The sequence below is a fragment of the Rhodococcus sp. C26F genome, from assembly GCF_053345925.1.
Window position 1 is genome coordinate 222,434 of the sequence record NZ_JBKFBA010000005.1, and the last position, 26,305, is coordinate 248,738.

The window sequence follows — 26,305 nt, forward strand, 5'->3', positions numbered from 1 at the left end:
ACGTCGGCGTCTTCAGGGCTCCGAAGGCGTGGATGCTACCGTCCGGTACGAGATCCGCTGGACCACACCACCTCACGGGGTGATCTCGGGGGTGATTGTTCACCGATCCGCACTCGGCACCTATCGGTTCGTGCAGGGTTCCGATAGCGTCCCGATTCTGTGATCCACACCACTGAGCGGCGGTTCGCGTCCCGGCTCCGCACCGTTGTTCCGCTCTGTCTCGTCGCCGTCGCAGCGTTGCTCGGCGGTTGTGCGCAGGACGCCGGTTCCGCGACCACGAAGGTCACCGAGGCCGCACAGCCACGGTCGGCTCCCCCGCGCGATCTGTCCATCTATCGGGGACTCCCCGAGGTCCCGGCCCCACCGGCACCGACCGTGACGTGCGAGTACGTCGACAAGGGTGGTGCTCGTCCCCCGTCGACCACATCGACCGTGGGCATCGTCGACTTGACCCTCGAGACGTCGATCGGGGCGATCCCGCTCGTGCTCGATCGGGCCCAGGCGCCGTGCACGGTCAACAGCTTCGTCGATCTCGCGCGTCGCGGGTTCTACGACGGCACGTCCTGCCACCGTCTCGCAACCGATCCGGGCGGTGAGCTCTACCAGTGCGGCGACCCGACCGGCACGGGATCCGGCGGTCCCGGTTACACCTTCGCGGACGAGTACCCGGTGCCCCAGTTCGATGCGGAGGCGGCGACGTCCTATCTCCCGCCGGCGGTGCTGTATCCGCGCGGCACGATCGCGATGGCCAATGCCGGGGTGGAGAACAGCAACGGCAGCCAGTTCTTCCTGCTGCTCGGAGATTCGCTGTTGCGCCCGGACTTCACGGCCTTCGGCCGCATCGCCGATGCCGGGATGCCGGTGCTCGACGCGGCCGCCGCGAACGGACACGACGGTTCCAGCCCGCTCGGGGGTGGCGTACCCACGACGCCCGTCGTGATCGGAGCCGTACGGTGACGGAGCGACGTGAACGGGGCGATCAGGGGGGCGATCAGGCTGCCGAGGTCACCCGGTAGACGTCGTAGACGCCCTCGACGTTGCGGACGACATTGAGCACGTGTCCGAGATGCTTCGGATCGCCCATCTCGAAGGTGAACCGGCTCACCGCGACCCGGTCGCCCGTGGTCGTCACCGAGGCCGACAGGATGTTGACCTTCTCGTCGGCGAGCGCCTTCGTGACGTCCGACAGCAGGCGGTGCCGGTCGAGGGCCTCGATCTGGATCGCGACGAGGAAGACCGACGACGGCGAGGGCGCCCACTGCACCTCGATGATGCGCTCCGACTGCTCCCGCAGCGACCCGGCGTTGGTGCAGTCGGTGCGGTGCACGCTCACCGCTCCGGTGCGGGTCACGAAGCCCATGATCTCGTCGCCGGGGACGGGCGTGCAGCACTTGGCGAGTTTCGAGACCGTGCCCGGTGCGCCCGGCACGAGGACACCGGAGTCGCCGCTGTGCCGCGAGCGGGTGGGGATGGTCGACGGGGTCGACCGCTCGGCCAGCTCCTCCTCGACACCGCCGACCCCGCCGAGCAGCGCGACCAGCCGTTGCACGACGTGGTGCGCCGAGACATGGTGCTCACCGACCGCGGTGTACAGCGCCGAGACATCGGCGTAGCGCAGTTCCTTGGCGACCGCGACCATCAGGTCGGCGTTCATCAGGCGCTGCAACGGCAGACCGACGCGACGGACCTCCTTCGCGATGGCGTCCTTGCCGGATTCGAGGGCCTCCTCGCGACGTTCCTTGGCGAACCACTGCCGGATCTTCGCCTTGGCGCGGGGTGAGACGACGAACGACTGCCAGTCGCGGCTCGGGCCGGCGTTGGGGTCCTTGGAGGTGAAGACCTCCACGACCTCGCCGTTCTCGAGCTTGCGTTCGAGGGCCACGAGGCGGCCGTTGACCCGGGCACCGATGCAGCGGTGCCCGACCTCGGTGTGCACGGCGTACGCGAAGTCCACGGGCGTCGAGCCGGAGGGCAGCGTGATCACGTCGCCCTTGGGCGTGAAGACGAAGATCTCCTTGACCGCCAGGTCGTAGCGGAGCGATTCGAGGAACTCCCCCGGGTCGGCCGCTTCCCGCTGCCAGTCGAGGAGCTGCCGCATCCAGGCCATGTCGTCGAGCTCGGCGACATCACCCGAGTGGCGTCCCTTGGTCTCCTTGTACCGCCAGTGCGCGGCGATGCCGAACTCGGCGGTGCGGTGCATCTCGTGCGTGCGGATCTGCACCTCGAGCGGCTTGCCCTCGGGACCGATGACGGTGGTGTGCAGCGACTGGTAGACGCCGTAGCGGGGCTGGGCGATGTAGTCCTTGAACCGTCCCGCCATGGGCTGCCACAGCGAGTGCACGACACCGACGGCCGCGTAGCAGTCGCGGATCTCGTTGCACAGGATGCGCACGCCGACCAGGTCGTGGATGTCGTCGAAGTCGCGCCCCTTGACGATCATCTTCTGGTAGATCGACCAGTAGTGCTTGGGTCGGCCCTCGACGACCGCGTCGATCCGCGACGCCGAGAGTGTCCGCCCGATCTCGTCGCGGACGGTGGCCAGGTAGGTATCGCGCGACGGCGCGCGGGTCGCGACGAGCCGGACGATCTCCTCGTACTTCTTCGGGTGGAGGATCGCGAAGGCGAGGTCCTCGAGCTCCCACTTGACCGTCGCCATCCCGAGGCGGTGGGCCAGCGGGGCGATGACCTCGAGGGTCTCCCGTGCCTTGCGGGCCTGCTTCTCGGGAGGCAGGAAGCGCATGGTCCGCATGTTGTGCAGGCGGTCGGCGACCTTGATGACGAGCACCCGAGGGTCGCGCGCCATCGCGATGATCATCTTGCGGATGGTCTCGCCCTCGGCGGCCGAGCCGAGCACGACCTTGTCGAGTTTGGTGACGCCGTCGACGAGATGCGCGACCTCTTCACCGAACTCGGCGGTGAGCTGCTCGAGCGTGTACCCGGTGTCCTCGACGGTGTCGTGGAGCAGTGCCGCGACGAGGGTCGTGGTGTCCATGCCGAGTTCGGCGAGGATCGTGGCGACCGCCAGCGGATGGGTGATGTACGGATCGCCGGACTTGCGCTTCTGGCTGGCGTGCCGTTCCTCGGCGACGTCGTAGGCCCGCTGCAGCTGCGAGAGGTCGGCCTTCGGATACAGCTCGCGGTGGATGGTGACCAGCGGCTCGAGGACCGGCTTGAGGCTCGTGCCCCGCTGACCGGTGATGCGTCGCGCCAGGCGGGCGCGTACCCGCCTCGACGCGGAGGTCGATGCCGGTGTGGGGGTCGGGTTCTGACCGGAATTGTGGGACCGATCGAGATTCTGGGTCATGCCTCCACCTCCCGTCGCGGCTGCGAACCCGGTTCGTCACCGATGCGCATGTCCGGACCGTACGGGCCCGGCGGGTTCACCGGCACCTGTGGCAACTCTATCTCTCAGATCCGCACGAGAGACGTGAGCGGGTACTTCTGCAGCCGCGCCCGACCACCGAGGGCTTCGATCTCGGTGACGACGGTGATCCCGACGACCTCGGCGCCGACGCGTTCGAGCAGTTCGACGGTCGCGGCGAGGGTTCCGCCGGTCGCGAGGACGTCGTCGACGACGAGCACCTTGCGGCCCTGGAGGGCCATCCAGTCGCCCGGGATCTCGATCGCGGCGGTGCCGTATTCGAGGCTGTATTCACAGGTCTGGACGGGCGGCGGGAGTTTGCCCGCCTTGCGGACGGCGAGCACGCCCACCCCGAGGGTGCGGGCGATGCCGCCGCCGAGGAGGAAGCCGCGCGCATCGATACCGGCGACGAGTTCGGCGTCGGGCGCCGCGGAGGCCAGCGCCGCGATCACGGCCGAGAAGGACGGTCCGTCGGCGAAGACGGGCGTCAGGTCGGCGAAACGGACACCCGCGGTCGGGAAATCGTCGACCCATCGGGTGTGTTCGGCGACGGCCACGGCAGCTTCCTCGACGAGCCGCGGGTCGCCGATCCGTTGAGCGTTCATCCTCCGAGTATCCACCGGTCCATGTTCCAGCCCGCACCCGCGGTCGTCGGGTTGGGCATCCCGGCATGCATTCCCGCCGCGAACCCGATCGTGCGGGGCTGCGCGAACAGGGGCAGGGTGGGGACGTCGCCCCACAGGATGCGTTCGGCCTCGGTCGCGAGTCCCGCGATGGCCGCGTTGTCCTTCGCCACGAGCAGGCCGTCGAGCAGTTCGTCGACGCGGCCGATCGAATAACCGCCGACGTTGCTGCCGGCCCCGGAGTGCAGTGCGTCGCGGGCGTGCTCCATGTCGGCGGCGCCACCGGCACCGGCGGCCGTGGCCGTCCCGACGAGGATCGCGTCGACCTCCCCCGCCGTCAGCTGCGACGGCCTGAAGGTGTCGGAGCCGGCGTCGACGATCTCGATGCCCGCCTCGCGGCAGGACTCGCCGATCAGCTCGACGGTGCGCGCGCGGCGCTCGTCCGGTCCGAGATAGCCGATGCGGACCTGCATGCGGTCCTGACCGGAGGCCTCACGTTCGGAACGCGCGGCGTCGATGTCGACCTCGGCGTAGCGTTCGGCGGTCGGCACGGTCTGCGGGTACAACGGCGAGTCGGGCGCCAGGAGCCGCGAGGTGATCGGGCCCGTGACGCCGTTCGACTCGTCGGACGCGCCGAGTTCGTCGAACAGCTGTGTGCGAGGCGTGCACAGGGCGACGGCGCGGCGCGCCGCCGGGTCCTGGAAGACACCGCTCGTGGCGAACACCAGTTGCTCGAGGTTGCGTGAGACGACGGTGGAGACGTCGGCGCCGTCGCCGAGGTTGCTGTGGCCGACGGATCCCTCGGCCACGTCGACGACGTGGATGCGGCCGTCCTCCGCGGCCGCGGACGTGTCGGTGCCGCGCGGCCAGACGACGATGCGGTCGGTGCCCGGGGCGTTCCCCCACCACCGCTCGTTCGCGACGAGCGTCAGGCCGTCCTCGGCGGTGTACGACTCGAGGCGGTACGGGCCCGCGGACGGGAACAGCGCCGGATCGATCTCACCCGGGGTGAGGCTCCAGCCGGTGTTCCAGAACTCCGCGATGCGCCGGACGGCCTCGGTGTCGTTCGCCGTGATCGCTCCGACCAGGTCGGACACACCCGACCGTCCTGCCGCCACGTGGGCCGGCATCAGCTCGGTGGCCCCGAACAGCGCCTTCCAGTTCGTGTCCTCGCGGCCGGGCCGGAAGACGACGGTGGCCTCCTTCGACCCGGGCTGACAGTCGACCCGGTCGATGTCGGCGTAACCACCACGATGGGCGGCGTCGAACAGCGGGACCTGCTCGCCGGACTCGTCGGGAGCGGTGAAGCGTCCGCTCGACGCAGCCCAGGCCAGGACGAGGTCGTCGCAGGACATGGGCACACCGTCGGAGTAGACCGCGTCCGGCGACAGGCGGTACTGCACGGTGAGCCCCTCACCGGGCACGACCGAGGCGGTGCCGATGTCGGTGTCCGCGATCACCCGGCCCGACGGACCGACGTAGCCGAAGCCCGGCAGCACCCGGGCGAACGCCTGGCGCGCGCCCGAGGCCGCACCGTCGACGGTGTTGGCGTTGTAGGTCGTCACCGTGTTGTCGATCGCGTACCCGATCGAGTGCACCGGTTCCTCGTCCGTGCCGCACGCGACGGTGGAGAACGCAAGTGTCGAGGCCACCGCCGCGCACGCGAGGAGCGTGCCGCGGCGCCTCGGCGACCGCGTCGTCGTCGGGTCGTTCCGCTCGCTCACCGCCATGTCAGGACCTTCTCTTGCCGCGCTTTCCGGTGGGTCGTGCCCCGGGGGCGGGGCCGCGACGGACCGTCGCCCGGTCGGGCAGGGATCCGGCGCCCTGCACCGTCGGCACCACCTTTGCGTCGACCGCGTCGGCCGACTGCGATCCGGCCGTCGTCCCGGCCTTCGCCGCGCGGGCGGCGGCCTCCTCCCGCTTGGCAAGCACCTTGCGGGTGTGCTTCGCGACCGGACCACGCCATTCCTCGAGCGTAACCAGCAACGGGGTCGCGAAGAAGATCGACGAGAAGGTACCGACGACGATGCCGACCAACTGGACGAGGGCGAGGTCCTTGAGCGTGCCCACACCGAGGAGCCACACCGCGATGACCATCAGGGCCAGCACCGGCAACACCGAGATGATCGTGGTGTTGATCGAGCGCATGAGCGTCTGGTTGACGGCGAGGTTGGCCTGCTCGGCGTAGGTGCGGCGGTGCAGGTGCAGGATGCCGCGGGTGTTCTCCTCGACCTTGTCGAAGACGACGACCGTGTCGTAGAGCGAGAAACCGAGGATCGTGAGCAGACCGATGACGGTCGCAGGGCTGACCTCGAAGCCGACGAGGGCGTAGACACCCGCTGTCACGATGATGTCGAAGAACAGGGCCGTGATCGCTGCGAGCGCCATGTTCCGCTGGTATCGGATCGTGATGTAGATGCTGACGATGACGAGGAAGACCACCAGCGCGATGAGCGCCTTGTTGGTGATCTGGCTTCCCCACGTCTCGCTGACGTCGGCGACGCTGATCGAGTTGCGGGACGGCTCACCGTCCGGCCCGGCGGGCTGGAACTCCTCGAACAGCGCGGTCTGCAGCTCGGCGACCTGCTCGCCGTCGAGGGTCTCCGACCGGATCTGGACGGTCGCTCCGTCGCCGGCGCCGACAGTCTGCACCGCCTCGGGTTCGAAGCCGATGGTGTCGCTGAAGACGGTCTCGACTTCCTCGACGGAGACGCCCGGCACGGCCGGCATCTGGATGCGGGTGCCGCCCTCGAAGTCGATACCCCAGCTGAATCCGCGCAGCAGCATGCTGAGCAGGGCGATCAACACGATCACCGCGGTGACGATGTACCACCGCTTGCGGCGTCCGACGATCTCGAAGGCGCCCGTGCCGGTGTACAGACGGGACAGCCGGCTGTGCTGCGGCGCGGCCGTCGTCGTGGTCGTGTCGGTCATCGTCACGCCTCCTTCGCAGCGGTCGCGGCGACGAGACGACGCTCGTCGGCCACCTGCTGGATCGCGCCCAGACCGTTCACGCTCGGCTTGGACCAGAACTTCGACTTCGAGGCCAGGAACACCAGCGGCCAGGTCACCAGGAACACGACGACGACGTCGAGGATCGTGGTGAGGCCGAGGGTGAACGCGAAGCCGCGGACCTGACCGACGGCCAGGACGTAGAGCACGGCGGCGGCGATGAAGCTGACCGCGTTACCGGACAGGATCGTCCGGCGGGCACGGGCCCAACCGCGCGGCACCGCGGAACGGAAACTCCGCCCCTCACGGATCTCGTCCTTGATCCGTTCGAAGAACACGACGAACGAGTCGGCAGTCATGCCGATACCGATGATGAGACCGGCGACGCCGGCGAGGTCGAGCGTGAACCCGATGTATCTGCCGAGCAGCACCATGACCGCGTAGACCGCCAGGCCCGACAGGACGAGCGACAGCGCGGTGAGCAGTCCGAGCATCCGGTAGTAGGCGAGGCAGAAGAGCAGCACGAGGGCCAGGCCCACCGCACCGGCGATCAGGCCGGCCTCGAGCGAGGCCAGACCCAGTGTCGCGGAGACGGTCTCGGCTTCGGACGCCACGAACGACAGCGGCAGCGAGCCGTACTTGAGGGTGTTCGCGAGCTCGGCGGCCTGCGTGTTCGTGAATTGGCCGGTGATCGAGGTTGCACTGCCGGCGGGCGTGGCGCCCTGGATCACCGGGGCGCTGACGACCTTCGAGTCGAGCACGAAGGCGGCCTGCTGACCGATGTTCGCGGCCGTGAACTGCGCCCAGGTGTTGCTGCCCTCGCTGTCGAAGGTCAGGCTGACCTCGTAGCGCGACTGCTGCTGGTTGAAGCCGGAGGTCGCGTCGTCGATCTGCTGACCGTCGATGATGCTCGGACCGAGCAGGTAGATCGCGGTGCCGTCCGTGGAGCACGCGACGAGCGGAAGCGCCGGGTCGTCGTTGCCCGCGAGCGGGTCGGCGGCGGAGCAGTCGAGCGCGAGAGCCGCGGCCTGCTGCACCGCGGGGTCCTCGCTCTGACGGGTGGCCTTGGCCGTGGCGATGTCGGCAGCCGCCTGTTCCTGCGGCGTGAGCGAGCCGTCGTTCTCGGGAGCCTCGGGTGCTCCGGTGGGCTCGGCCGGAGCCTGGGGCGCCTCGACGGGGGCCTCGGGCGTCTCGGCCGGTGCCGGGGCATCGGTGGGCACGGTGGGATCCTGCGCCGGGAACGGACGTCCCTGCGGTTCGGGTGCGTCGGCGGGCGGAGCCTGGTCGGCCGGCGCGGGTTCTCCGGGTGCCGGTTCGGCAGGGGCCGGTTCTGCGGGCAGCCCGCCCTCGGGGGTACCGGCACCGGGCTGCTCGGCGAGATCCTCGGCGGTCATGTTCGCGTCGATCGGTCCCCCGATCACCGGCCTGATGTACAGCCGGGCGGTCTGGCCCAGCGTCCTGGCCTGGGCGCTGTCCTCACCCGGGACGGTGATCACGAGGTTGTCGCCCTCGACGATCACCTCCGAACCCGACACACCGAGCCCGTTGACGCGGGTCTCGATGATCTGCTGGGCCTGGCGGAGGCTGTCCGGACTCGGGCTGCTCCCGTCGGGGGTTCGCGCGGTGAGGGTGACGCGGGTGCCACCCTGCAGGTCGATGCCCAGCTTCGGGGTGGGCGACTTGTCCCCGGTGAAGAAGACCAGTGCATACAACGCGGCGAGAATCACCCCGAACAGGGCGAGAGCGCGCACGGGATGCACCGATCCGTTGGAAGGTGCCACGGTCTGTCAGTCTCCTCGATGCGAGTGAGTGGTGGTCGGGTGCAGTCGCGCGGCGCTCGGCACCGGCACCGGAGGACTCCGGTGCCGAAACCGTGCGTCGCGAATCGGCTGTCAGTACTCGGTCGGACGTCCCTCCGGCGGGTTCGCATCGTCGTCCTTGCGGAGCAGATCCGGATCCTGCGGGGTCTCGGTCTCGACGCGCTCCCGGATGACCTGACGCGACCAGGTCGTCACGACACCCGGCGCGATCTCGAGATCGACGGTGTCGTCGGCGAGGGCGGCCACCGTGGCGTGCAGACCCGCGGTGGTCATCACGCGGTCGCCGATGCGCAGGGAGTCCTGCAGCGCCGTCACCTTCTGCATCTCCTTCTTCTGACGCCGCACGCCCAGGAAGGTCGGGACGAGCAGTGCCAGGATCAGGAGAGGGAAGAGCAGTTCCATCGTTGAAGTCAGTCCTCGGTCGTTGTCGGTGGGTGGTGACGCGAGCGACACCAGCGGGTCGTGGTGGCGCATGCGGCACCACGACGTCGGGATCGGCCTCCACGGACCGACGCAGTAGACCAGTGTGCCATTCCCCGGGCGAGGGTCCTACCGCCGTACGTCCGGATCGTCCGGGTCGGACGGATCGACACCGCCCTCGAGGGTCGTGTCCGGGTCGTCCTCGAACAGCTCGAGCTGTGGTTCGCGCGCACGCACCTCGATGCCCCCGGTGGCGGCCTCCGGCGGCGGGGTGAGGCCGAGCTGCAACCAGGCGGCCTGCGTCGCGACACGTCCGCGCGGAGTGCGCGCGACCATGCCGGCACGGACCAGGAACGGCTCGCACACCTCCTCGACGGTGGCGGGCTCCTCCCCCACGGCCACCGCGAGTGTCGACACGCCGACCGGGCCACCACCGAAACTGCGGACGAGTGCGCCGAGAACGGCGCGGTCGAGACGATCGAGACCGATCGGGTCGACGTCGTACACCTCGAGCGCGGCCTGGGCCACGGCCCGGGTCACGACACCGTCGGCGCGCACGTCGGCGTAGTCGCGGACGCGGCGCAGCAACCGGTTGGCGATACGCGGCGTGCCGCGGGAGCGACCGGCGATCTCCGCGGCGGCGTCGTCGCGGAGATCGATCCCGAGGATCGATGCGGAGCGGTGCAGGATGCGCTGCAGCTCGGGGGGCTCGTAGAAGTCCATGTGCGCAGTGAAACCGAACCGGTCGCGCAGCGGGCCGGTGAGGGCACCGGAACGGGTGGTCGCGCCGACGAGGGTGAAGGGTGCGACCTCGAGCGGGATGGACGTCGCGCCGGGCCCCTTGCCCACCACGACGTCGACGCGGAAGTCCTCCATCGCCAGATACAGCATCTCCTCGGCCGGTCGGGCGATGCGGTGGATCTCGTCGATGAACAGCACGTCGCCCTCCGCGAGGTTCGACAGCATCGCAGCGAGATCACCGGCGCGTTCGAGCGCGGGACCGGAGGTCAGTCTCAGTGACGTGCCGAGTTCGGCGGCGATGATCATCGCCATCGACGTCTTGCCGAGACCGGGCGGACCGGACAGGAGGATGTGATCGGGAGTGCCGCCGCGCAGCTTCGCTCCTCGCAGGACGAGCTGCAACTGCTCGCGGACCCGTGGTTGCCCGATGAAGTCGTCGAGGCTGGTCGGACGCAGGCTGGTCTCGATATCACTGTCGGAGGGCAGGTGCTCCGCCGTGACCGGCGACTGCTCGCGGTCGGCCGATGCAGCATCGAATTCGCGGGCCGCTCCTGCGGCCTCGAACTCACGGTACTCGTCGGTCACCGCGACCTACCCAACAGCTTGAGCGCCGAGCGCAGTGCCGTCGAGACGTCGGCGCCCGGGTCCTCGGTGAGGACCTTGTCGGCGGCCGGTTCGGCCTGACGCGGCGTGAAGCCGAGACCGACCAGCGCCTCGACGATCTGGTCGCGCAGCGGCGAGGCACCGGCCGCGACGGGCGACGATCCGGTCGCGCCGAAGGCCGCGACCTTGTCGCGCAGTTCGACGATCATGCGTTCGGCGCCGCGCTTGCCGATCCCGGGCACCCGCGTCAGCGCCGCGGTGTTGCCGTCGGCGAGAGCCGCACGCAGCGCATCGGGTTCGAGGACGGCGAGCGTGGCCATGGCGAGCCGGGGACCGACGCCGCTGACCGTCTGCAGCAGGCCGAACAACTCGCGCGCCTCCGCGTCGACGAAGCCGTACAGCGTCATGGAGTCCTCGCGCACGATCATCGCGGTGGCGAGTCTGGCCTGCTCGCCGCGCCGGAGACCGGCGAGGGTCGCGGGTGTGGTGTTGATCCGATAGCCGATCCCACCCGCCTCGATCACCACGTGGTCGAGGGCTATGTCGAGTACCTCGCCGTGTACCGAGGCGATCACCGGCTACCTGCCTTCCGTGCGGCCGACTGTTCGCGCAGCCGCTCCTCGTAGCGTTTCTTCTGCTGGGCGGCCGCAGCTTCGGCGGCCGCGAGTCTGGCGATCAGCGGGGCCCGCCAACAGTGTGCGACGGCCAGCGCGAGCGCGTCGGCGGCGTCGGCGGGCTTCGGCGCGGCGTCGAGCTTGAGGATGCGGGTGATCATCGTGGTCACCTGCTTCTTGTCGGCCGTGCCACTGCCGGTGACCGCGGCCTTCACCTCGCTCGGCGTGTGGAACATGACCGGGATCGAGCGACGCGCCGCAGCCAGGGCGACGACGCCGCCGGCCTGCGCGGTGCCCATCGCGGTGCGCACGTTGTGCTGGGAGAACACGCGCTCGATCGCGACGACGTCGGGCTTGTAGCGGTCCATCCACTCCTCGACCGAGTCGGAGACCTTGAGGAGCCGGTGCTCGAGGTCGAGTTCGGGCGAGGTGCGGATGACACCGACGGCGACGGGGATCACGTCGCGTCCGCGTCCCGTGTCGACCATCCCCAGACCACAGCGGGTCAGACCGGGGTCGACACCCATCACGCGCACCCGACTCACCTCTCGACACCTGAATACGGCCGGTTTCCGACGCCTTCGACGGGCCCGACCTCGCTTCGCACGATTGCGAACGCCTGTTCGAGAGCATAGCGGCCGGGATCGGGTGCCGGGAGACCGACACGCGACCCCGGCCGCTGTGACAAGTACGACGAGCGTCGCTCGTGGACGAGTACGACGAGAGCGTCGCTCAGGCGTCGAGTTCGGCGAGGACGTCGTCGGAGATGTCGACGTTCGTGTAGACGTTCTGCACGTCGTCGCAGTCCTCGAGCGCGTCGACCAGCTTCATGACCTTGCGTGCACCCTCGGCGTCGACCGGCACCTCGACGGATGCCCGGAAATCGGGGTCGGCCGAGTCGTAGTCGATGCCGGCGTCGACGAGAGCCGTACGCACGGCGATCAGGTCGGACGCCTCGGAGACGATCTCGAAGGAGTCGCCGAGATCGTTGATCTCCTCGGCACCCGCTTCGAGGACGACCTCGAGGATCTCGTCCTCGGAGCGGCCGTTCTTCTCGAGCACGACGACGCCCTTGCGGGTGAACAGGTAGGCGACCGAACCCGGATCGGCCATGTTGCCGCCGTTGCGGGTCATCGCCGTGCGGACCTCGCCGGCGGCGCGGTTGCGGTTGTCGGTCAGACACTCGATGAGCAGCGCGACACCGTTGGGGCCGTAGCCCTCGTAGGTGATGGTCTGCCAGTCGGCACCGCCGGCTTCCTCACCGCCGCCACGCTTGCGGGCACGCTCGATGTTGTCGTTCGGGACCGAGCTCTTCTTCGCCTTCTGGATGGCGTCGAACAGGGTCGGGTTACCCGCCGGGTCGCCACCGCCGGTCCGAGCCGCCACCTCGATGTTCTTGATGAGCTTCGCGAACATCTTGCCGCGCTTGGCATCGATGACCGCCTTCTTGTGCTTGGTGGTGGCCCATTTGGAGTGGCCGCTCATTCGCTTCGAGCCCCTTCCGGCGAAGTGTGGTCGGCGTCAACCGACAGGTCGGAGCGTCGATTCTACTCGCTCCCGGTGTGGGCCACCGGCACGGTGGCCGTGTCGTCATGTCGCCGAGGCCGTCGGGCGCACCCGAGGTCGGGTCGCCGAGCGCACGGTCTCCACGAACAGCCGATGCACGCGATGGTCGCCGGTGATCTCGGGATGGAAGGAGGTCGCGATCACGGCACCCTGACGCACCGCGACCACCCGACCCGCCGCCGGCCCGTCCGGAACCGTGGCCAGGACCTCCACGTCGGGCCCGATCTCCTCCACCCACGGGGCTCGGATGAACACCGCGCGCACCGGCCCGTCGCCGAGACCCGTCATCGGCAGGTCGGTCTCGAACGAGTCGACCTGCCGGCCGAAGGCATTGCGGCGCACCACGATGTCGAGGGCGTCGAGGTGTTCGGCGTCCTCGGTGGTGTCGAGCACCCGGGAGGCGAGCAGGATCATGCCGGCGCACGAACCGTAGGCGGGCAGGCCCGCCTTCAACCGGGTCCGCAACGGCTCGAGCAGGTCGAACACGCGCAACAGGCGGCTGACCGTCGTGGACTCCCCACCGGGGAGGACGATGCCGTCGACCTCGTCGAGTTCGCGCTCGCGCCGCACCGCGATCGTCCGCGCGCCCGCCGCCTCGAGGGCGCTGCGGTGCTCGCGGACGTCGCCCTGCAGTGCCAGAACGCCGATCGTGGGAGAGGAAATGGTCACCGTTGCCTGCCTGTCCGTGCGGGGTCGCCGATGCGCAGGCACTTTGTGGGGACGTCCTCGTCGGGGACGCCCTCGTTCAGGACTCGCGCAGGTACCGCGTGAGTCCTTCCTGCACCACCGCCGCGACCATGTTGCCGTTGCGATCGAAGATCCGCCCCTGGGTCAGTGCGCGCCCCAGCCCGGCGGAGGGTGACGTCTGGTCGTAGAGCAGCCAGTCGTCGGCGCGGAACGGCCGCAGGAACCACATCGCGTGGTCCAGGGATGCACCCTGCGTCCGTTCGTCGTCGTGGCCGACACTCGCCGAGCCGAGCAACGTCATGTCGCTCATGTACGCGAGCGTGCACACGTGGAAGACCGGGTCGTCGGGGAGGATCTCGCGGGACTTGAACCACAGCTGCTGCTGTGCGGCCATCCTGCTCGACGAGTCCATCCGGTCGCGGGGAACGAACCGGAAGTCCCATTCGGCCCATTCCTTCTTCGCCCACAGCAGGGTCGCGTCGTCGACCACGGTCTCCGGATCGGGCAGTTCCTCCGGAGCCGGCACCCGCGGCATCGTGTCCTGGTGCTCGATCCCCTCGTCGCGTACGTGGAACGACGCCGACATGGTGAAGATCGCCTTGCCGTCCTGGACGGCCGTCACGCGCCGGGTGCAGAAGGAGCGGCCGTCGCGGATCCGGTCGACGAGGTAGACGATCTGCATCGTCGGGTTCCCCGGCCGGAGGAAGTAGCCGTGCAGCGAGTGGACCCCGAATGCGGGATCGACGGTGCGGACCGCCGACACGAGCGCCTGACCGGCCACCTGACCACCGAACGTCCGCGGCAGCAACGTCTCCGTCGCTATGCCCCGGAAGATGTCGTTCTCGATCTGTTCGAGCGCCAGGATCTGCTCGATCTTCGCCATGGGAACTCCTTCTGTGCACCGTACGCAAGAAGGCTAGCTGCACGGACGCGTGCCGAACGCCGTGTCCCCGGGAAGTGGCGAGAGAACCGGGATCGCTATCGAGTAGCGAATATGACACCCTCGGGAGAACGGAGGGGGTGCAATGCGACAAGTCACCGATGTGGTGCGCAGGAACAGTGTGACGATCACGGGCAACCGACAGGGCCCGGTGGTCGTCCTCGCGCACGGTTTCGGCTGCGACCAGCACCTGTGGCGCCTGATGATCCCGCTGCTCGAACCCGACTTCACCGTGGTGCGGTTCGACCACGTCGGCTCCGGGCGTTCGGATGCGACCGCCTGGGACTCCCAGCGCTACTCGCGGATGGAGACCTACGCCGAGGACATCGTGGACCTGTGCCGAAGCCTGGATCTCGGTCCGGTGCTCTTCGTCGGCCACTCGGTCAGCGCGTCGATCGGTGTCCTCGCGGCGGCCGCTGCCCCCGAGGTCTTCTCCGGTCTCGTGCTGCTCGCGCCGTCCCCGTGCTTCATCGACGATCCGGCCACCGGTTACCGGGGTGGGTTCAGCGCCGACGACATCGACGAGCTGCTCGAATCCCTCGAGGCGAACTATCTCGGCTGGACCGAGGCCATGGCGCCGGTCATCATGGGCAATCCCGATCGGCCGGAGCTCGGCGACGAACTCGCCGAGATCTTCTGCCGCACAGATCCTGAGGTGGCGCGCGTCTTCGCCCGGGTGACCTTCCTGTCCGACAACCGCTCCGACCTGGCCGCGGTGTCTGTGCCCACGCTCGTCGCCCAGTGCGCCCACGATGCGATCGCCCCGCGCGAGGTCGGTGCCTTCGTTCACGAGCAGATCCCCGGGAGCGAACTCGTGACCCTGAACGCGACCGGCCACTGCCCGCAGCTCAGCGCACCCGAAGAGACAGCAGCCGCGATCGCGGCGTTCGCGCGCCGATCGGGGTGACGGCGACGACCGATCGAACCCTCGATCCCCGTATCCGACACGGCGACGCGCTGTACGACAACGCGCCGTGCGGATTCCTGACGACGCTCCCGGACGGCCGGATCACGGAGGTGAACCGGACCTTGACGGACTGGCTCGGGTTCACGAGCGACGAACTGGTCGGCAAGCGGTACTTCTCGGACCTTCTCAGCGTGGGCGGCCGCATCTACCACGAGACCCACTACGCGCCGCTCCTCCTCATGCACGGACAGATCAACGGGATCGCCCTCGAACTCGTCCGTGCCGACCGGACCCGGCTGCCGGTCCTGGCCGCCTCGGTGGTCGAGCCGGACGCCGAGGGCAGGCCCGCGCTGATCCGCACGATGCTGTTCGATGCCCGCGAGCGCCGCGCCTACGAGACGGAACTGCTCCGTGCCCGTCGCGAGGCCGAACTCGAACGTGAGCGGCTCCGCAAGATCAACGCCACGCTCCAGGCGACCCTTCTTCCGCCGAGCCTGCCCGCGGTACCGGGACTCGAGGTCGACGCGTACTACCACATCGCGTCCCCCGACGAGGTCGGCGGCGACTTCTACGACCTGTTCCCCGCGCGCGCCGGCACGTGGGGGCTGTTCCTCGGCGATGTGTGCGGAAAGGGCGCTCGCGCAGCGGCGGTGACGTCGATCGTCCGCTACACGCTGCGCGCCGCGGCGGTCTACGAGACGTTCCCGTCCGCGGCGCTCAGGACGCTCAACACCACCCTGCTCGACGAACGCGACAGCGAGACGCGAGCTCCCTTCTGCACGCTCACCTTCGGTACGGTCGCGCCCGATCCGGACACCGGACGGGTCGACATCCGTCTCGCCTCGGGTGGGCATCCGCCGCCGCTCCTCGTGCGCGCGAACGGCAACGTCGACTATCTCCCCACGATCGGCGGACAGCTGATCGGAATGCTGCCCACGCCGCGGCTCGTCGAGCACACCTTCGCGCTGCGCCCCGGCGACACGCTGCTGCTGTACACCGACGGGGTGACCGAGGCCCTCGTCTCCGGTGAGACCCGCGAACGCTTCGGGGAGGACCGGCTCCTCGACCACGTCCGCGCATCGAAGCCGACGAGCGCGACGGAAGCGGTCGCGGCCGTCCGCGAGGCGCTCGCGACGCTCGGGGCGGGCGTGCAGGACGACGTCGCCCTGCTCGCCCTGCACGCGCCCCGGTAGAACGATCACCAGCCGCGTTCGGCGAGCCGGTGGGGCTGCGGGATCTCGTCGACGTTGATACCGACCATCGCTTCGCCGAGGCCCCGCGAGACCTTCGCGAGCACGTCGGGATCGTCGTGGAAGGTGGTGGCCTTGACGATCGCGGCCGCACGCTGGGCGGGGTTGCCCGACTTGAAGATTCCGGATCCGACGAACACGCCCTCGGCGCCGAGCTGCATCATCATCGCCGCGTCGGCGGGGGTGGCGATTCCACCGGCAGTGAAGAGGGTGACGGGCAGCTTGCCGGCGCGGGCGACCTCGACGACGAGGTCGTAGGGGGCCTGCAGTTCCTTGGCGGCGACGTAGAGCTCGTCCTCGGGAAGCGAGGTCAGGCGCCGGATCTCCTGGCGGATCCGACGCATGTGGGTCGTGGCGTTCGAGACGTCGCCGGTGCCGGCCTCGCCCTTGGAGCGGATCATCGCCGCGCCCTCGTTGATACGGCGCAGTGCCTCACCGAGATTCGTGGCGCCGCACACGAACGGCACGGTGAACGAGAACTTGTCGATGTGGTTCTCGTAGTCGGCGGGGGTGAGCACCTCCGACTCGTCGATGTAGTCGACCCCGAGGGCCTGCAGGACCTGCGCCTCGACGAAGTGGCCGATGCGCGCCTTGGCCATGACGGGGATCGAGACGGCCTCGATGATGCCGTCGATCATGTCGGGATCGCTCATGCGCGACACGCCGCCCTGCGCGCGGATGTCGGCGGGCACGCGTTCGAGGGCCATGACCGCCACCGCGCCGGCGTCCTCGGCGATCTTCGCCTGTTCGGGGGTCACCACGTCCATGATCACCCCGCCCTTGAGCATCTCGGCCATGCCGCGCTTGACGCGGGCGGTACCGGTGACGGGGGCGGTGTCGGGGCTGGTCACGATGGGAGTCCTCCTCGGTGGACGGATCGGCGAAAGCTGCCGGCGCACGGGCGACGGACAGCGGAACCGAGCCTAGGGGCGCAGCTGAGCCGGTCCTATAGCCAGTTCGGAACAACTGGACTGCATCACACCGGTCCACTCCTCGGACGGGCATTGAAGATCCTGCGCGTTCCCGAGAGGAACCGTCCAGTTTCGCGAACTGGACCTCTACGTAAGGGGCCCTGCGGCCGGACCGAAAGGGTTCAAAATTTCAGTGGATCGCGCGGATCTCCGGCTCGAGCCGCCGCGTCGCGACCTGCCTCGCCTCGTCGAGCAGCTCGGGCAGATCGTGCGGGTAGACCGGGTTCCCGGACCGCACCAGCGTCTGCAGTTCGTCGTCGTCGAACCAGCGATGTTCGAGGCGCATGCTCCGCTCGAGATCGGTGAAGCCGTCCGCAGCGGGTTCGAAGGACGGCACCCGCACCGCGAAGAACAGCTCCTCCGAGTGCAGGACCTCACCGTTGAACGGGAAGACGGCCACGCGCCGCCACATCGGCCCGCACAGGAGGTCGCGCTCGATCCGCAGGCCGGTCTCCTCGGCGAGCTCCCGGAGCGCGGCCGTCGCCAGGTCCTCGCCGGGTTCGACGGCGCCGCCGATCGTGAACCAGAAGTGCCGCTCGGGCACTGTGGGGTCGTGTCCGCGCAGCAGCAGGACCCGGCCGTCCTCGTCGAGCACCACGACGCGAGCCGACGTGCGTGCCCGATCCGGCACCGGGGTGGTCCGCGCAGCGGGAGCAGGGGCCGCGCCTGAGGAAGGGGACGTGCCGGGAACGGCCGGAGGCGCGGTGGCGACCGCACCCGCCCGCTCGGCAATCTCGAAATAGGTGGGCAGCGGGGCGGTTCCCCCGAGGTGCAGCCAGCGGACCGGCCGTCGGGTGCGCAGCGCCAGGGTGTCGCGTACCGCGTCGTTGTGGAACCGGCGGGCAATGAGCACCCGCGCCTCCGCGTCGGCGAGTTCGGCCACGAGCTGGGGACGCAGCCGGCCGGTCTCGAGCCGGGCCAGGGCGGCCGACAACGCGTTCTCGGCTTCCTCGCGCCGGTCGCGGTCGGCCCGCTCCGCGGTGTCGGCGAGTAGGGCGAGTGCGCGTCCCTCCGGAACCGGGATCGACGCGGCGATGCTCCGCACGACCACCGCACGACGTGCCAGGGCCGCATCGAGTGCCTGCCAGGACAGATCCGAGCGCACATGGAGGCGGTCGAGTCGGTTGGCGGTGGAATAGGCCCACACACCGATCGCCACGACCACGGCGGCGATCAGCGACAGGACGAGGATCGTCGCTGCACTGAGTGTCACGACCGGACCTCCCGCACCGGGCCGGCGCCGACGGTGACGGTCTCGTAGACCCGCAGGATCTGATCCGCGACCACCGGCCAGTCGTACGCTTCGACCACCGTGGATCCGAAGTCGACCAATGCCTGCCGGCGGTCGTCGTCGTCGAGGACCTCGAGGAGTCCACGCGCGAGCGCATCGGCATCGCCGACCGGGACGAGGACCCCGGCCTGCCCGTCGCGCAGCACCCGGCGGAAGGCGTCGAGCTGGGAGGCGACGACCGCCGTTCCCGCGGCCATGGCCTCGACGAGCACGATGCCGAAGCTCTCACCACCGAGGTTCGGCGCGCAGTACACGTCGGCGCTGCGCATCGCGGACGCCTTCTCGTCGTCGTCGACCTGCCCGAGCAGCCGCAGGTGCCGGAAGTAGCGTCCCGCTTCCTTCCGCAAGCGGTCCTCGTCACCGCGCCCGACCACGAGGATCTCGATGTCGGGATGTCGGGCGACGAGCGCCGGCAACGCGCCGAGCAGGATCTCCATGCCCTTGCGGGGTTCGTCGTACCGGCCGAGGAAGAGCACCGTGCGGCCCGCTCGCGGGTAACCCGGCAGCAGCGGGGCGTGCCGGAAGAACGGCACGTCGACACCGTTGGGGATCTCGACCGCATCGGCACCGAGAGAGGTGACCTGCCACCGCCGGGCCAGCTCGGACACCGCGATCCGGCCGCTGATCTTCTCGAGATAGGGCTGCAGGACACCCTGGAAGGTGCTGAGCACCAGCGATTTCGTCGTCGACGTGTGGAAGGTCGCGACGATCGGTCCTTCCGCCACCTTGAGCGCGAGCATCGACAGGCTCGGCGCGTTCGGTTCGTGGATGTGGAGGACGTCGAAATCGTTGTCGTTGATCCAGCGGCGGACCCGGGCATAGGAGACCGGACCGAAACTCAGGCGCGCGACGGACCCGTTGTACGGGATCGCGACGGCGCGACCGGCGGAGACGACGAAGTCGGGCAGGGGCGTCGTCTCCGACGCGGGTGCCAGCACACTCACCTCGTGCCCGCGGCCGATGAGGACCTCCGCGAGATCCACGACGTGTGCCTGTACTCCACCGGGAACGTCGAAGGAGTACGGGCAGACCATCCCGATCCTCACCTACGCCTCCATCCGGGCGCGGCGAGCCTCCGACAGGTCGTCGAGCCACAACGGTTGCAGCATGTGCCAGTCCTCGGGGTGGGCGGCGATGTTGGCGGCGAACCGGTCGGCGAGGGCCTGTGTGGCAGCGTCGATCCCGACACTCACGTCGAGCTCCGGATCCACGTGGAACCCCCAGCCGTCCTCGGTGAACCAGCAGTGCACCGGCAACAGTGCCGCACCGGTGTCGATGGCCAGTTTCGCCGGTCCGGCGGGCATGCGGGTGGGTTCGCCGAAGAAGGTGACCGGCACTCCCTTGCGGGCGAGGTCGCGTTCGCCGAGCAGGCACACGATCCGGTTGTCGCGCAACCGCGCGGCCAGCTCCCCGAACGGCGGCGTCTCCCCGCCGCTCGAGGGGAAGATCTCGAAGCCGAGCCCCTCGCGGTAGTCGAGGAAGCGACGGTAGAGCGACTCGGGCCGCAGGCGCTCGGCGACTGTGGTCAGCCCGCCGAAGTAGCGGACGCACCACACGCCGGCGAGATCCCAGTTCCCGCTGTGCGGCAGGGCCAGGATCGCGCCGCGACCGGAGGCGAGCGCCGCCTCGATGTGCTCGCGGCCTTCGATGGACGAATCGATCGACTTCGCGGTCGCGTCGAGATCCATCGCCGGCAGGCGGAACGCCTCACGCCAGTAACGCGCGTAGGACCGGACCGACCGGCGGATCAGATCGTCGGGCACCTCGTGCGGCTGCACCCCGAGCACCCGCGCGAGGTTGCGGCGCAGTTGCTGCGGTCCGCCGCCACGGCGCGCCGCATAGTCGGCGCCGGCGTCGAACAACCGTCGCGCGACACCCTCGGGCAGTGCCCGGACCAGACGCCAGCCACCCGCGTACGCGAGATCGGACGCCTTCTCGCGGACACTCACTGCGCTCCCCCGTCGTCCCGGGTCTCCGTCGTCCCGCCGGCCGGGGGTGTGATGGGAAGCAGTTCGCGCGCACCCGCGGAGTTGCGGACGGCGAGAACCCGCTGGAAGACGGTGATCACCGATCCGACGACGAGCAGCCACATCGCGATGTGGATCGCCCAGTCGAGTCCGAGGCCGGTGAGACCGGCGCCGACGAGCACGATCACGAGCCGGTCGGGTCGTTCGATCAGACCGCCGTCGGCGGACAGTCCACTCGCTTCGGCCCGCGCCTTCGCGTACGAGATGACCTGCGACGTCGCGAGGCAGACGAGGGTGGCGACGAACAACGGGCGGCTCTGCTCGTGGTAGACGGCCCACCACGCGAGACCACCGAAGATCGCGCCGTCGGCGACCCGGTCGCAGGTCGCGTCGAGAACCGCGCCGAAGCGCGTTCCGCCACCGCGGGCCCGGGCCATGGCGCCGTCGAGCATGTCGAACATGACGAACAGCCAGATGACCATCGCACCCCAGAACAGGTGTCCCATGGGGAACAGGGTCACGGCGGCGGCGATCGTGGCGACGGTGCCGACGAGTGTGACGGCGTCCGGAGTCAGGCCGGTACGGATCAGCGCCTTGCCGAGCGGCGCGGTGACCTTCGACACCGACGCACGCCCGAAGAAGCTCAGCATCCCGCGACCCCTGTCTTCCTGTCCGACCGTTGTGTCCGGAATCCGATCCTGCCACGAGTAGGGCCGGAAATGCGCAGTCGGCCCGCAGCGGATCGGCACGCGAACGGCACCACGGCCGTGCGATGCGATCGCGACGACTCGGGGAGGGCTGTCACTCGTCCCATGCCGAGGCGAGCAGTGCACGGGTGTCGCGCAGCAGCTGCACCATGACCTTCGACCCACCGAGGACGGTGATGAAGTTGGCGTCGCCGCCCCAGCGCGGCACGACGTGCAGGTGGAGATGCTCGGCCAGCGAGCCTCCCGCCGCGGCACCGAGGTTGAGGCCGACGTTGAAGCCGTGCGGACGCGAGACGCGCTTGATGACGCGGAGCGCCCGCTGCGCGAACTGCATGAGTTCGGCGCTCTCCTCGGGCGTCAGGTCCTCGAGGTTGGCCACCCGGCGATACGGTACGACCATCAGATGACCCGGGTTGTACGGGTACAGGTTGAGCACCGCGTACACCAGTTCGCCGCGTGCGACGACGAGGCCCTCCTCGTCGGACATCTTCGGGATGTCGGTGAAAGGCTCGTACGGCTCGTCGCGACCCCGCGGGGACTCGGTGATGTACGACATGCGATGAGGCGACCACAGGCGCTGCAGGTGGTCGGACTCCCCCACGCCGCGGTCGACCATCGAGGCGGGACTGTCGTCGGTCGCTGGGATGTCGGCGGGCCCCGGGGTACGGTCGCCCGTCACGACGGGCTGCCTTCCCCGCCGGAACCGACGAGTTCGGCGGTGGGCGAGGCGTTCTCGCGGCGGCGGACCCACTCGGTGACGATTCGCACGGCCTCGTCGACGGGCACGCCGTTGACCTGCGTGCCGTCGCGGAAGCGGAAGCTGACCGCGCCGGCCGCGACGTCGCGCTCGCCGGCGAGCAGCATGAACGGCACCTTCTGCGTGGTGTGGGTGCGGATCTTCTTCTGCATGCGGTCGTCGGAGACGTCGACCTCGGCGCGGATCCCCTGCGCCTCGAGCTTGCCGACGACGTCGAACAGGTGGCCCTCGAAGTCGGCGGCCACGGGAATGCCCACGACCTGCACGGGCGAGAGCCACGCGGGGAAGGCACCGGCGTAGTGCTCGGTGAGCACACCGAAGAACCGTTCGATGGAACCGAACAGTGCGCGGTGGATCATGACGGGGCGGTGCTTGGCACCGTCGGCGCCGGTGTACTCGAGTTCGAACCGCTCGGGCAGGTTGAAGTCGAGCTGGATCGTCGACATCTGCCAGCTGCGGCCGAGCGCGTCCTTGACCTGCACCGAGATCTTCGGGCCGTAGAAGGCGGCTCCGCCCGGGTCGGGCACGAGGTTGAGGCCGGAGGCCTCACCGACCTCCCGCAGCGTCTCGGTCGCGACGTCCCACAGCTCGTCGCTGCCGACGAACTTCTTGGGGTTCTTCGTCGACAGTTCGAGGTAGTAGTCGTCGAGCCCGTAGTCCTTGAGCAGGTCGAGGATGAAGTTCAGGACGCTGGTGAGCTCGTCGCGCATCTGCTCGGGGGTGCAGAAGATGTGCGCGTCGTCCTGCGTCATGCCGCGCACGCGAGTCAGGCCGTGGACGACACCGGACTTCTCGTAGCGGTAGACCGAACCGAACTCGAACATGCGCAGCGGCAGTTCGCGGTAGGAGCGCCCGCGCGACCGGAAGATCAGGTCGTGCATCGGGCAGTTCATGGGCTTGAGGTAGTAGTCCTGGCCCGGCTTGCGGACGGTGCCGTCCTCGTTGAGCTCCTCGTCGATGTGCATCGCCGGGAACATGCCGTCGCGGTACCAGTCGAGGTGACCGGAGACCTCGTACAGCTGGCCCTTGGTGATGTGCGGCGAGTACACGAACTCGTAGCCGGCCTCGACGTGCCGCTGACGCGAGTAGTTCTCCATCTCCTGGCGGATGATGCCGCCCTTGGGATGGAAGACGGGCAGACCCGAACCGAGCTCGTCTGGGAACGAGAACAGGTCGAGCTCGTTGCCGAGCTTGCGGTGGTCGCGGCGTTCGGCCTCGGCGAGGAGTTCGAGGTGCGCGTCGAGCGCTTCGGTGGACTCCCAGGCCGTGCCGTAGATGCGCTGCAGGCCGGCGTTGTCCTGGTCGCCGCGCCAGTAGGCCGCGGAGCTGCGCGTGAGCTTGAAGGCCGGGATGAACTTGGTGGTGGGCACGTGCGGGCCGCGGCACAGGTCCTTCCAGACGAGCTCACCCGTGCGCGGGTTGAGGTTGTCGTAGATGGTCAGTTCCTTGCCGCCGACCTCCATCACCTCGGAGTCCGGCTCGAAGTCACTGCTTCCTGCCTTGTCGTCGATGAGTTCGAGCTTGAACGGCTCGTCCTTCAGTTCCTCACGGGCGTCTTCGAGGCTGTCGACGACGCGACGCGAGAAGCGCTGGGCGTCCTTGACGATCTTCTTCATCCGCTTCTCGAGCTTCGCGAGATCCTCGGGCGTGAAGGGACGCTCGACCTGGAAGTCGTAGTAGAAACCGTCGCGGATGGGCGGGCCGATGCCGAGCTTGGCCTCCGGGAACTCCTGCTGCACGGCCTGCGCGAGCACGTGGGCGGCCGAGTGACGGATGACGCTGCGGCCGTCCTCGGTGTCGGCGCCGACGGCCTCGACCTCGACGTCCGCTTCGGGCGTCCAGGACAGATCGCGCAGCGCGCCTTCGGAGTCGCGGACGACCACGATCGTCTCGGGTCCCTTGGTGGGCAGACCCGCGTCACGGACCGCCGCGCCCGCAGTGGTCCCCGCGGGCACCCGGACGATCGTGGCTGGTTTCGCGGATGCGGGCGTGGTCACTGTGACGGACTCCTCGGCTCGATGCCTGATACGTGGTCGTCGCCGGGCACGTGCTGCGGTCGACGACCGCGAGCACACGGCAACTTCATCATGCTATCGACATCCGCGCGGACCGCGAACACAGGGAGCCGCGAAGTCCTCAGAGGTGGTTGAGACCCGTCAGTACCCGTTCGAGCAGTTCGACGTTCGGTCCCACCTTGTCGGCCGTGCGGTGCACGGTGATCTCGCCGGTCGCCGCGAGATCCCCGACGAGCACGCGCGCGACACCGAGCGGGATCTGCGCGAGGGCCGCGATCTCCATGATCGATCTCGGCTGGGCGCACAACGCCAGCACGAGGCGATGCTCGTCCATCGCCGGACCGGACTCACTGCCCATCGCGGAGGGGACGGCCGACACGAGCACTTCGAGAGGCAGCTCCACCTCGGCTCGGGTGCGTCCCCCGCTCCGCACGAACGGCCGCACGAACGACGACGTCTCTGGCTGGTTCATGTCCTCGATTCCCACACTGGTCCCGGTGCCCGCATTCCGGCCGGCCGCCTGCGCTGTACCGACCGACAGCGCTCTGTCGACCGGCTGCGCTGTGTCGACCGGCTGCGCTGTGTCGACCGGCTGCGCTGCGGGCCGGTACATCTCGGCTGCCGTGACCTCGTCCACGACGGGGCCCGGCTCGCGGTGATTCCGTACCGGCACGGCGTGATCCGCCGGTCGCCGACGTCGACGGGACCGACCGGATCCGAATCTCGCTCCGGTCGCCCCCACGACCGGCCATTCGCTGTCCGCAACGCTCATCCGGACGTGTCCTCCTCGACGACCACGATCCTGCCATCACTACGCGCACTTCGGCCACAAGCACCACAGCTGTGCCCACACGACACGCGTGGTCGAGCCCGATGGGGCCGTTGCGGTTCGAAGGAAACAAGCGCTCGCGGGCGACCCACCCGACCGGGCGCCACGCACGCTCAACGATTTCATCAAGGTACGAAAAAAGGCACCCCTGCGGGGGTGCCTTTCGTCACTGTCGATCTCGGTGGTCCCGGCTGGGATCGAACCAGCGACCTCCCCGGTGTGAACGGGACGCTCTTCCACTGAGCCACGGGACCGGGCCGCTTCGCAGCGGCTCGAACGAGATGGAACACTAACACGCTCCCGCCACGAAGACGAATCGCCTGGTCCCAGCGTTTCGACGCGATGTTCCGCGCAGCGCGTTCGAGCGGTGCCTCACGCGCGCGTACGCGAGCGGGCAGGAGACCGTGCTCGAGGAGACGAGAAGACGCACCCGGAGCCCCGGGACGTGGACGGCCCTCCGCTCGGGAGGACCGGAGGACGCAAGTGCCGGCCGGAGCGACTACGAGCGGGGGACGCGGGCTCGGCCTCCGAAGCCCGATCTGTCGCCTCCCGCGAGGGTCATCGACCCGTCACCTTCGCGAAATCTGCCGGTTTTCCGCCGTTGACCTGCGGATTTGTGTGTTCCGTAGATGCTCGGCTACTGTTTTGAACCGCACCACGGAGAGCAAGACGCCGAACGGTGCGAATGCGGATGTAGCGCAGCTGGTAGCGCATCACCTTGCCAAGGTGAGGGTCGCGGGTTCGAATCCCGTCATCCGCTCGAGAGGTTGGACTCGACCTTTTACGGTGGAGTGGCCGAGTGGTGAGGCAACGGCCTGCAAAGCCGTGCACACGGGTTCGATTCCCGTCTCCACCTCGCGCGATTAGCTCAGCGGGAGAGCGCTTCCCTGACACGGAAGAGGTCACTGGTTCAATCCCAGTATCGCGCACCAGGTTCGACCAGCACGTGGGTCGAGCCGGTTCACCGAAAGAACGTGCACATGCGGATGTAGCGCAGCTGGTAGCGCATCACCTTGCCAAGGTGAGGGTCGCGGGTTCGAATCCCGTCATCCGCTCCACTCCGGCGATCACCATGCCGGCGCGATTAGCTCAGCGGGAGAGCGCTTCCCTGACACGGAAGAGGTCACTGGTTCAATCCCAGTATCGCGCACAGAAGATGAAGGCTCCCTTCGAATTTCGAAGGGAGCCTTCATTCGTTCGTGGAGACGCATTCGTTCGTGGAGACCGCCGATCGTCCGGGCCACCCGGTGAGGAATCCGGCAGCGGGTGATCCGGTGCGGAGGT

Annotated in this window: 23 protein-coding genes and 6 tRNA genes; 8 read left to right on the forward strand and 21 right to left on the reverse strand. The window is 69.1% G+C overall.

Annotated features, from left to right (window positions below; translation table 11 throughout):
• Window positions 1–159 precede the first annotated feature (159 nt).
• Window positions 160–957, forward strand: a complete 798-nt coding sequence (locus ACLBYD_RS09375; RefSeq protein ID WP_447816195.1) for a peptidylprolyl isomerase — start codon at window positions 160–162, stop codon at window positions 955–957.
• 34 nt (window positions 958–991) lie between these two features.
• Here ACLBYD_RS09375 and ACLBYD_RS09380 read toward each other — a convergent pair whose 3' ends face one another.
• The 12 genes from ACLBYD_RS09380 to tesB form a co-directional block, all read right to left on the reverse strand.
• Entirely contained in the window at window positions 992–3,304 is a 2,313-nt protein-coding gene (locus ACLBYD_RS09380) for a RelA/SpoT family protein (RefSeq protein WP_060653184.1), read from the reverse strand.
• A gap of 104 nt (window positions 3,305–3,408) precedes the next feature.
• A complete protein-coding gene (locus tag ACLBYD_RS09385) occupies window positions 3,409–3,966 on the reverse strand; it encodes an adenine phosphoribosyltransferase (RefSeq protein WP_016694929.1) in 558 nt (185 codons plus the stop codon).
• Window positions 3,963–5,714 (reverse strand): ABC transporter substrate-binding protein, encoded by a 1,752-nt coding sequence (locus tag ACLBYD_RS09390; RefSeq protein WP_447816196.1) that lies wholly within the window; start codon window positions 5,712–5,714, stop codon window positions 3,963–3,965. Before ACLBYD_RS09390 ends, ACLBYD_RS09385 begins: the two co-directional genes overlap by 4 nt.
• Before the next feature lies 1 nt (window position 5,715).
• Window positions 5,716–6,918 (reverse strand): protein translocase subunit SecF, encoded by a 1,203-nt coding sequence (gene secF, locus ACLBYD_RS09395; RefSeq protein ID WP_447816197.1) that lies wholly within the window; start codon window positions 6,916–6,918, stop codon window positions 5,716–5,718.
• 2 nt (window positions 6,919–6,920) lie between these two features.
• Window positions 6,921–8,717 carry a protein translocase subunit SecD gene (gene secD / locus ACLBYD_RS09400; protein WP_447816198.1) on the reverse strand — a complete coding sequence of 599 codons (1,797 nt, stop codon included), beginning with the start codon at window positions 8,715–8,717 and terminating at the stop codon, window positions 6,921–6,923.
• A gap of 111 nt (window positions 8,718–8,828) precedes the next feature.
• Window positions 8,829–9,158 (reverse strand): preprotein translocase subunit YajC, encoded by a 330-nt coding sequence (gene yajC, locus ACLBYD_RS09405; RefSeq protein WP_447816232.1) that lies wholly within the window; start codon window positions 9,156–9,158, stop codon window positions 8,829–8,831.
• A 147-nt stretch (window positions 9,159–9,305) separates the two neighbouring features.
• A complete protein-coding gene (gene ruvB, locus ACLBYD_RS09410) occupies window positions 9,306–10,403 on the reverse strand; it encodes a Holliday junction branch migration DNA helicase RuvB (protein ID WP_231782071.1) in 1,098 nt (365 codons plus the stop codon).
• Between the two features lie 95 nt (window positions 10,404–10,498).
• Complete coding sequence (ruvA, locus tag ACLBYD_RS09415; RefSeq protein ID WP_106199921.1) at window positions 10,499–11,095, reverse strand: Holliday junction branch migration protein RuvA; 597 nt, start codon at window positions 11,093–11,095, stop codon at window positions 10,499–10,501.
• Entirely contained in the window at window positions 11,092–11,670 is a 579-nt protein-coding gene (gene ruvC, locus ACLBYD_RS09420; protein ID WP_033096573.1) for a crossover junction endodeoxyribonuclease RuvC, read from the reverse strand. The genes ruvA and ruvC overlap by 4 nt, the downstream gene beginning before the upstream one ends.
• Before the next feature lie 196 nt (window positions 11,671–11,866).
• Window positions 11,867–12,619, reverse strand: a complete 753-nt coding sequence (locus ACLBYD_RS09425) for a YebC/PmpR family DNA-binding transcriptional regulator (protein WP_006551388.1) — start codon at window positions 12,617–12,619, stop codon at window positions 11,867–11,869.
• 105 nt (window positions 12,620–12,724) lie between these two features.
• On the reverse strand, window positions 12,725–13,363 hold the full coding sequence (gene pdxT, locus ACLBYD_RS09430; protein ID WP_447816233.1) for a pyridoxal 5'-phosphate synthase glutaminase subunit PdxT: 639 nt from the start codon (window positions 13,361–13,363) through the stop codon (window positions 12,725–12,727).
• Window positions 13,364–13,445: 82 nt separating this feature from the next.
• A complete protein-coding gene (tesB, locus tag ACLBYD_RS09435; protein ID WP_059381320.1) occupies window positions 13,446–14,270 on the reverse strand; it encodes an acyl-CoA thioesterase II in 825 nt (274 codons plus the stop codon).
• A gap of 142 nt (window positions 14,271–14,412) precedes the next feature.
• Here tesB and ACLBYD_RS09440 point away from each other — a divergent pair, with 142 nt between their 5' ends.
• Complete coding sequence (locus tag ACLBYD_RS09440; protein ID WP_447816199.1) at window positions 14,413–15,234, forward strand: alpha/beta fold hydrolase; 822 nt, start codon at window positions 14,413–14,415, stop codon at window positions 15,232–15,234.
• On the forward strand, window positions 15,231–16,427 hold the full coding sequence (locus tag ACLBYD_RS09445) for a SpoIIE family protein phosphatase (protein ID WP_447816200.1): 1,197 nt from the start codon (window positions 15,231–15,233) through the stop codon (window positions 16,425–16,427). The genes ACLBYD_RS09440 and ACLBYD_RS09445 overlap by 4 nt, the downstream gene beginning before the upstream one ends.
• A 5-nt stretch (window positions 16,428–16,432) precedes the next feature.
• Here ACLBYD_RS09445 and pdxS read toward each other — a convergent pair whose 3' ends face one another.
• From pdxS to ACLBYD_RS09490, 9 genes are all read right to left on the reverse strand, one after another.
• Entirely contained in the window at window positions 16,433–17,335 is a 903-nt protein-coding gene (gene pdxS / locus ACLBYD_RS09450) for a pyridoxal 5'-phosphate synthase lyase subunit PdxS (RefSeq protein WP_447816201.1), read from the reverse strand.
• A 250-nt stretch (window positions 17,336–17,585) separates the two neighbouring features.
• Window positions 17,586–18,668 (reverse strand): NUDIX hydrolase, encoded by a 1,083-nt coding sequence (locus ACLBYD_RS09455; RefSeq protein ID WP_447816202.1) that lies wholly within the window; start codon window positions 18,666–18,668, stop codon window positions 17,586–17,588.
• The gene (locus ACLBYD_RS09460; protein ID WP_231411668.1) at window positions 18,665–19,792 is read right to left on the reverse strand and encodes a glycosyltransferase family 4 protein; all 1,128 of its coding nucleotides are present in this window, start codon (window positions 19,790–19,792) and stop codon (window positions 18,665–18,667) included. Before ACLBYD_RS09460 ends, ACLBYD_RS09455 begins: the two co-directional genes overlap by 4 nt.
• Window positions 19,793–20,695: a phosphatidylinositol mannoside acyltransferase gene (locus tag ACLBYD_RS09465; protein WP_447816204.1), complete on the reverse strand. Its 903-nt coding sequence runs from the start codon at window positions 20,693–20,695 to the stop codon at window positions 19,793–19,795.
• Window positions 20,692–21,363 carry a phosphatidylinositol phosphate synthase gene (gene pgsA / locus ACLBYD_RS09470; RefSeq protein WP_447816205.1) on the reverse strand — a complete coding sequence of 224 codons (672 nt, stop codon included), beginning with the start codon at window positions 21,361–21,363 and terminating at the stop codon, window positions 20,692–20,694. The genes ACLBYD_RS09465 and pgsA overlap by 4 nt, the downstream gene beginning before the upstream one ends.
• A gap of 151 nt (window positions 21,364–21,514) precedes the next feature.
• Window positions 21,515–22,036 carry an HIT family protein gene (locus tag ACLBYD_RS09475; protein WP_060653306.1) on the reverse strand — a complete coding sequence of 174 codons (522 nt, stop codon included), beginning with the start codon at window positions 22,034–22,036 and terminating at the stop codon, window positions 21,515–21,517.
• Between the two features lie 59 nt (window positions 22,037–22,095).
• Window positions 22,096–24,174, reverse strand: coding sequence for a threonine--tRNA ligase (gene thrS / locus ACLBYD_RS09480; protein WP_447816206.1), 2,079 nt, complete (start codon window positions 24,172–24,174; stop codon window positions 22,096–22,098).
• A gap of 139 nt (window positions 24,175–24,313) precedes the next feature.
• Window positions 24,314–24,964 carry a DUF742 domain-containing protein gene (locus ACLBYD_RS09485; RefSeq protein WP_447816207.1) on the reverse strand — a complete coding sequence of 217 codons (651 nt, stop codon included), beginning with the start codon at window positions 24,962–24,964 and terminating at the stop codon, window positions 24,314–24,316.
• Between the two features lie 239 nt (window positions 24,965–25,203).
• A tRNA-Val gene (locus ACLBYD_RS09490) sits at window positions 25,204–25,275 on the reverse strand.
• Between the two features lie 433 nt (window positions 25,276–25,708).
• On the opposite strand from ACLBYD_RS09490, the gene ACLBYD_RS09495 reads away from it, so the two are divergent.
• From ACLBYD_RS09495 to ACLBYD_RS09515, 5 genes are all read left to right on the forward strand, one after another.
• A tRNA-Gly gene (locus tag ACLBYD_RS09495) sits at window positions 25,709–25,781 on the forward strand.
• Between the two features lie 25 nt (window positions 25,782–25,806).
• Window positions 25,807–25,877 (forward strand) — tRNA-Cys (locus tag ACLBYD_RS09500).
• A gap of 1 nt (window position 25,878) precedes the next feature.
• Window positions 25,879–25,953, forward strand: a tRNA-Val gene (locus ACLBYD_RS09505).
• 50 nt (window positions 25,954–26,003) lie between these two features.
• Window positions 26,004–26,079 (forward strand) — tRNA-Gly (locus ACLBYD_RS09510).
• 20 nt (window positions 26,080–26,099) lie between these two features.
• Window positions 26,100–26,171 (forward strand) — tRNA-Val (locus ACLBYD_RS09515).
• Window positions 26,172–26,305: the final 134 nt, after the last annotated feature.

Excerpts from the sequence above, each read along its gene's own strand:
- ACLBYD_RS09425 (WP_006551388.1), bottom strand. The coding sequence starts at position 12,619 with ATGAGCGGCCACTCCAAATGGGCCACCACCAAGCACAAGAAGGCGGTC.
- ACLBYD_RS09385 (WP_016694929.1), bottom strand. The coding sequence starts at position 3,966 with ATGAACGCTCAACGGATCGGCGACCCGCGGCTCGTCGAGGAAGCTGCC.
- ACLBYD_RS09440 (WP_447816199.1), top strand. The coding sequence starts at position 14,413 with ATGCGACAAGTCACCGATGTGGTGCGCAGGAACAGTGTGACGATCACG.
- yajC (WP_447816232.1), bottom strand. The coding sequence starts at position 9,158 with ATGGAACTGCTCTTCCCTCTCCTGATCCTGGCACTGCTCGTCCCGACC.
- pgsA (WP_447816205.1), bottom strand. The coding sequence starts at position 21,363 with ATGCTGAGCTTCTTCGGGCGTGCGTCGGTGTCGAAGGTCACCGCGCCG.
- secF (WP_447816197.1), bottom strand. The coding sequence starts at position 6,918 with ATGACCGACACGACCACGACGACGGCCGCGCCGCAGCACAGCCGGCTG.
- ACLBYD_RS09380 (WP_060653184.1), bottom strand. The coding sequence starts at position 3,304 with ATGACCCAGAATCTCGATCGGTCCCACAATTCCGGTCAGAACCCGACC.
- tesB (WP_059381320.1), bottom strand. The coding sequence starts at position 14,270 with ATGGCGAAGATCGAGCAGATCCTGGCGCTCGAACAGATCGAGAACGAC.
- ACLBYD_RS09475 (WP_060653306.1), bottom strand. The coding sequence starts at position 22,036 with ATGGTCGACCGCGGCGTGGGGGAGTCCGACCACCTGCAGCGCCTGTGG.
- ACLBYD_RS09390 (WP_447816196.1), bottom strand. The coding sequence starts at position 5,714 with ATGGCGGTGAGCGAGCGGAACGACCCGACGACGACGCGGTCGCCGAGG.
- ACLBYD_RS09485 (WP_447816207.1), bottom strand. The coding sequence starts at position 24,964 with ATGAGCGTTGCGGACAGCGAATGGCCGGTCGTGGGGGCGACCGGAGCG.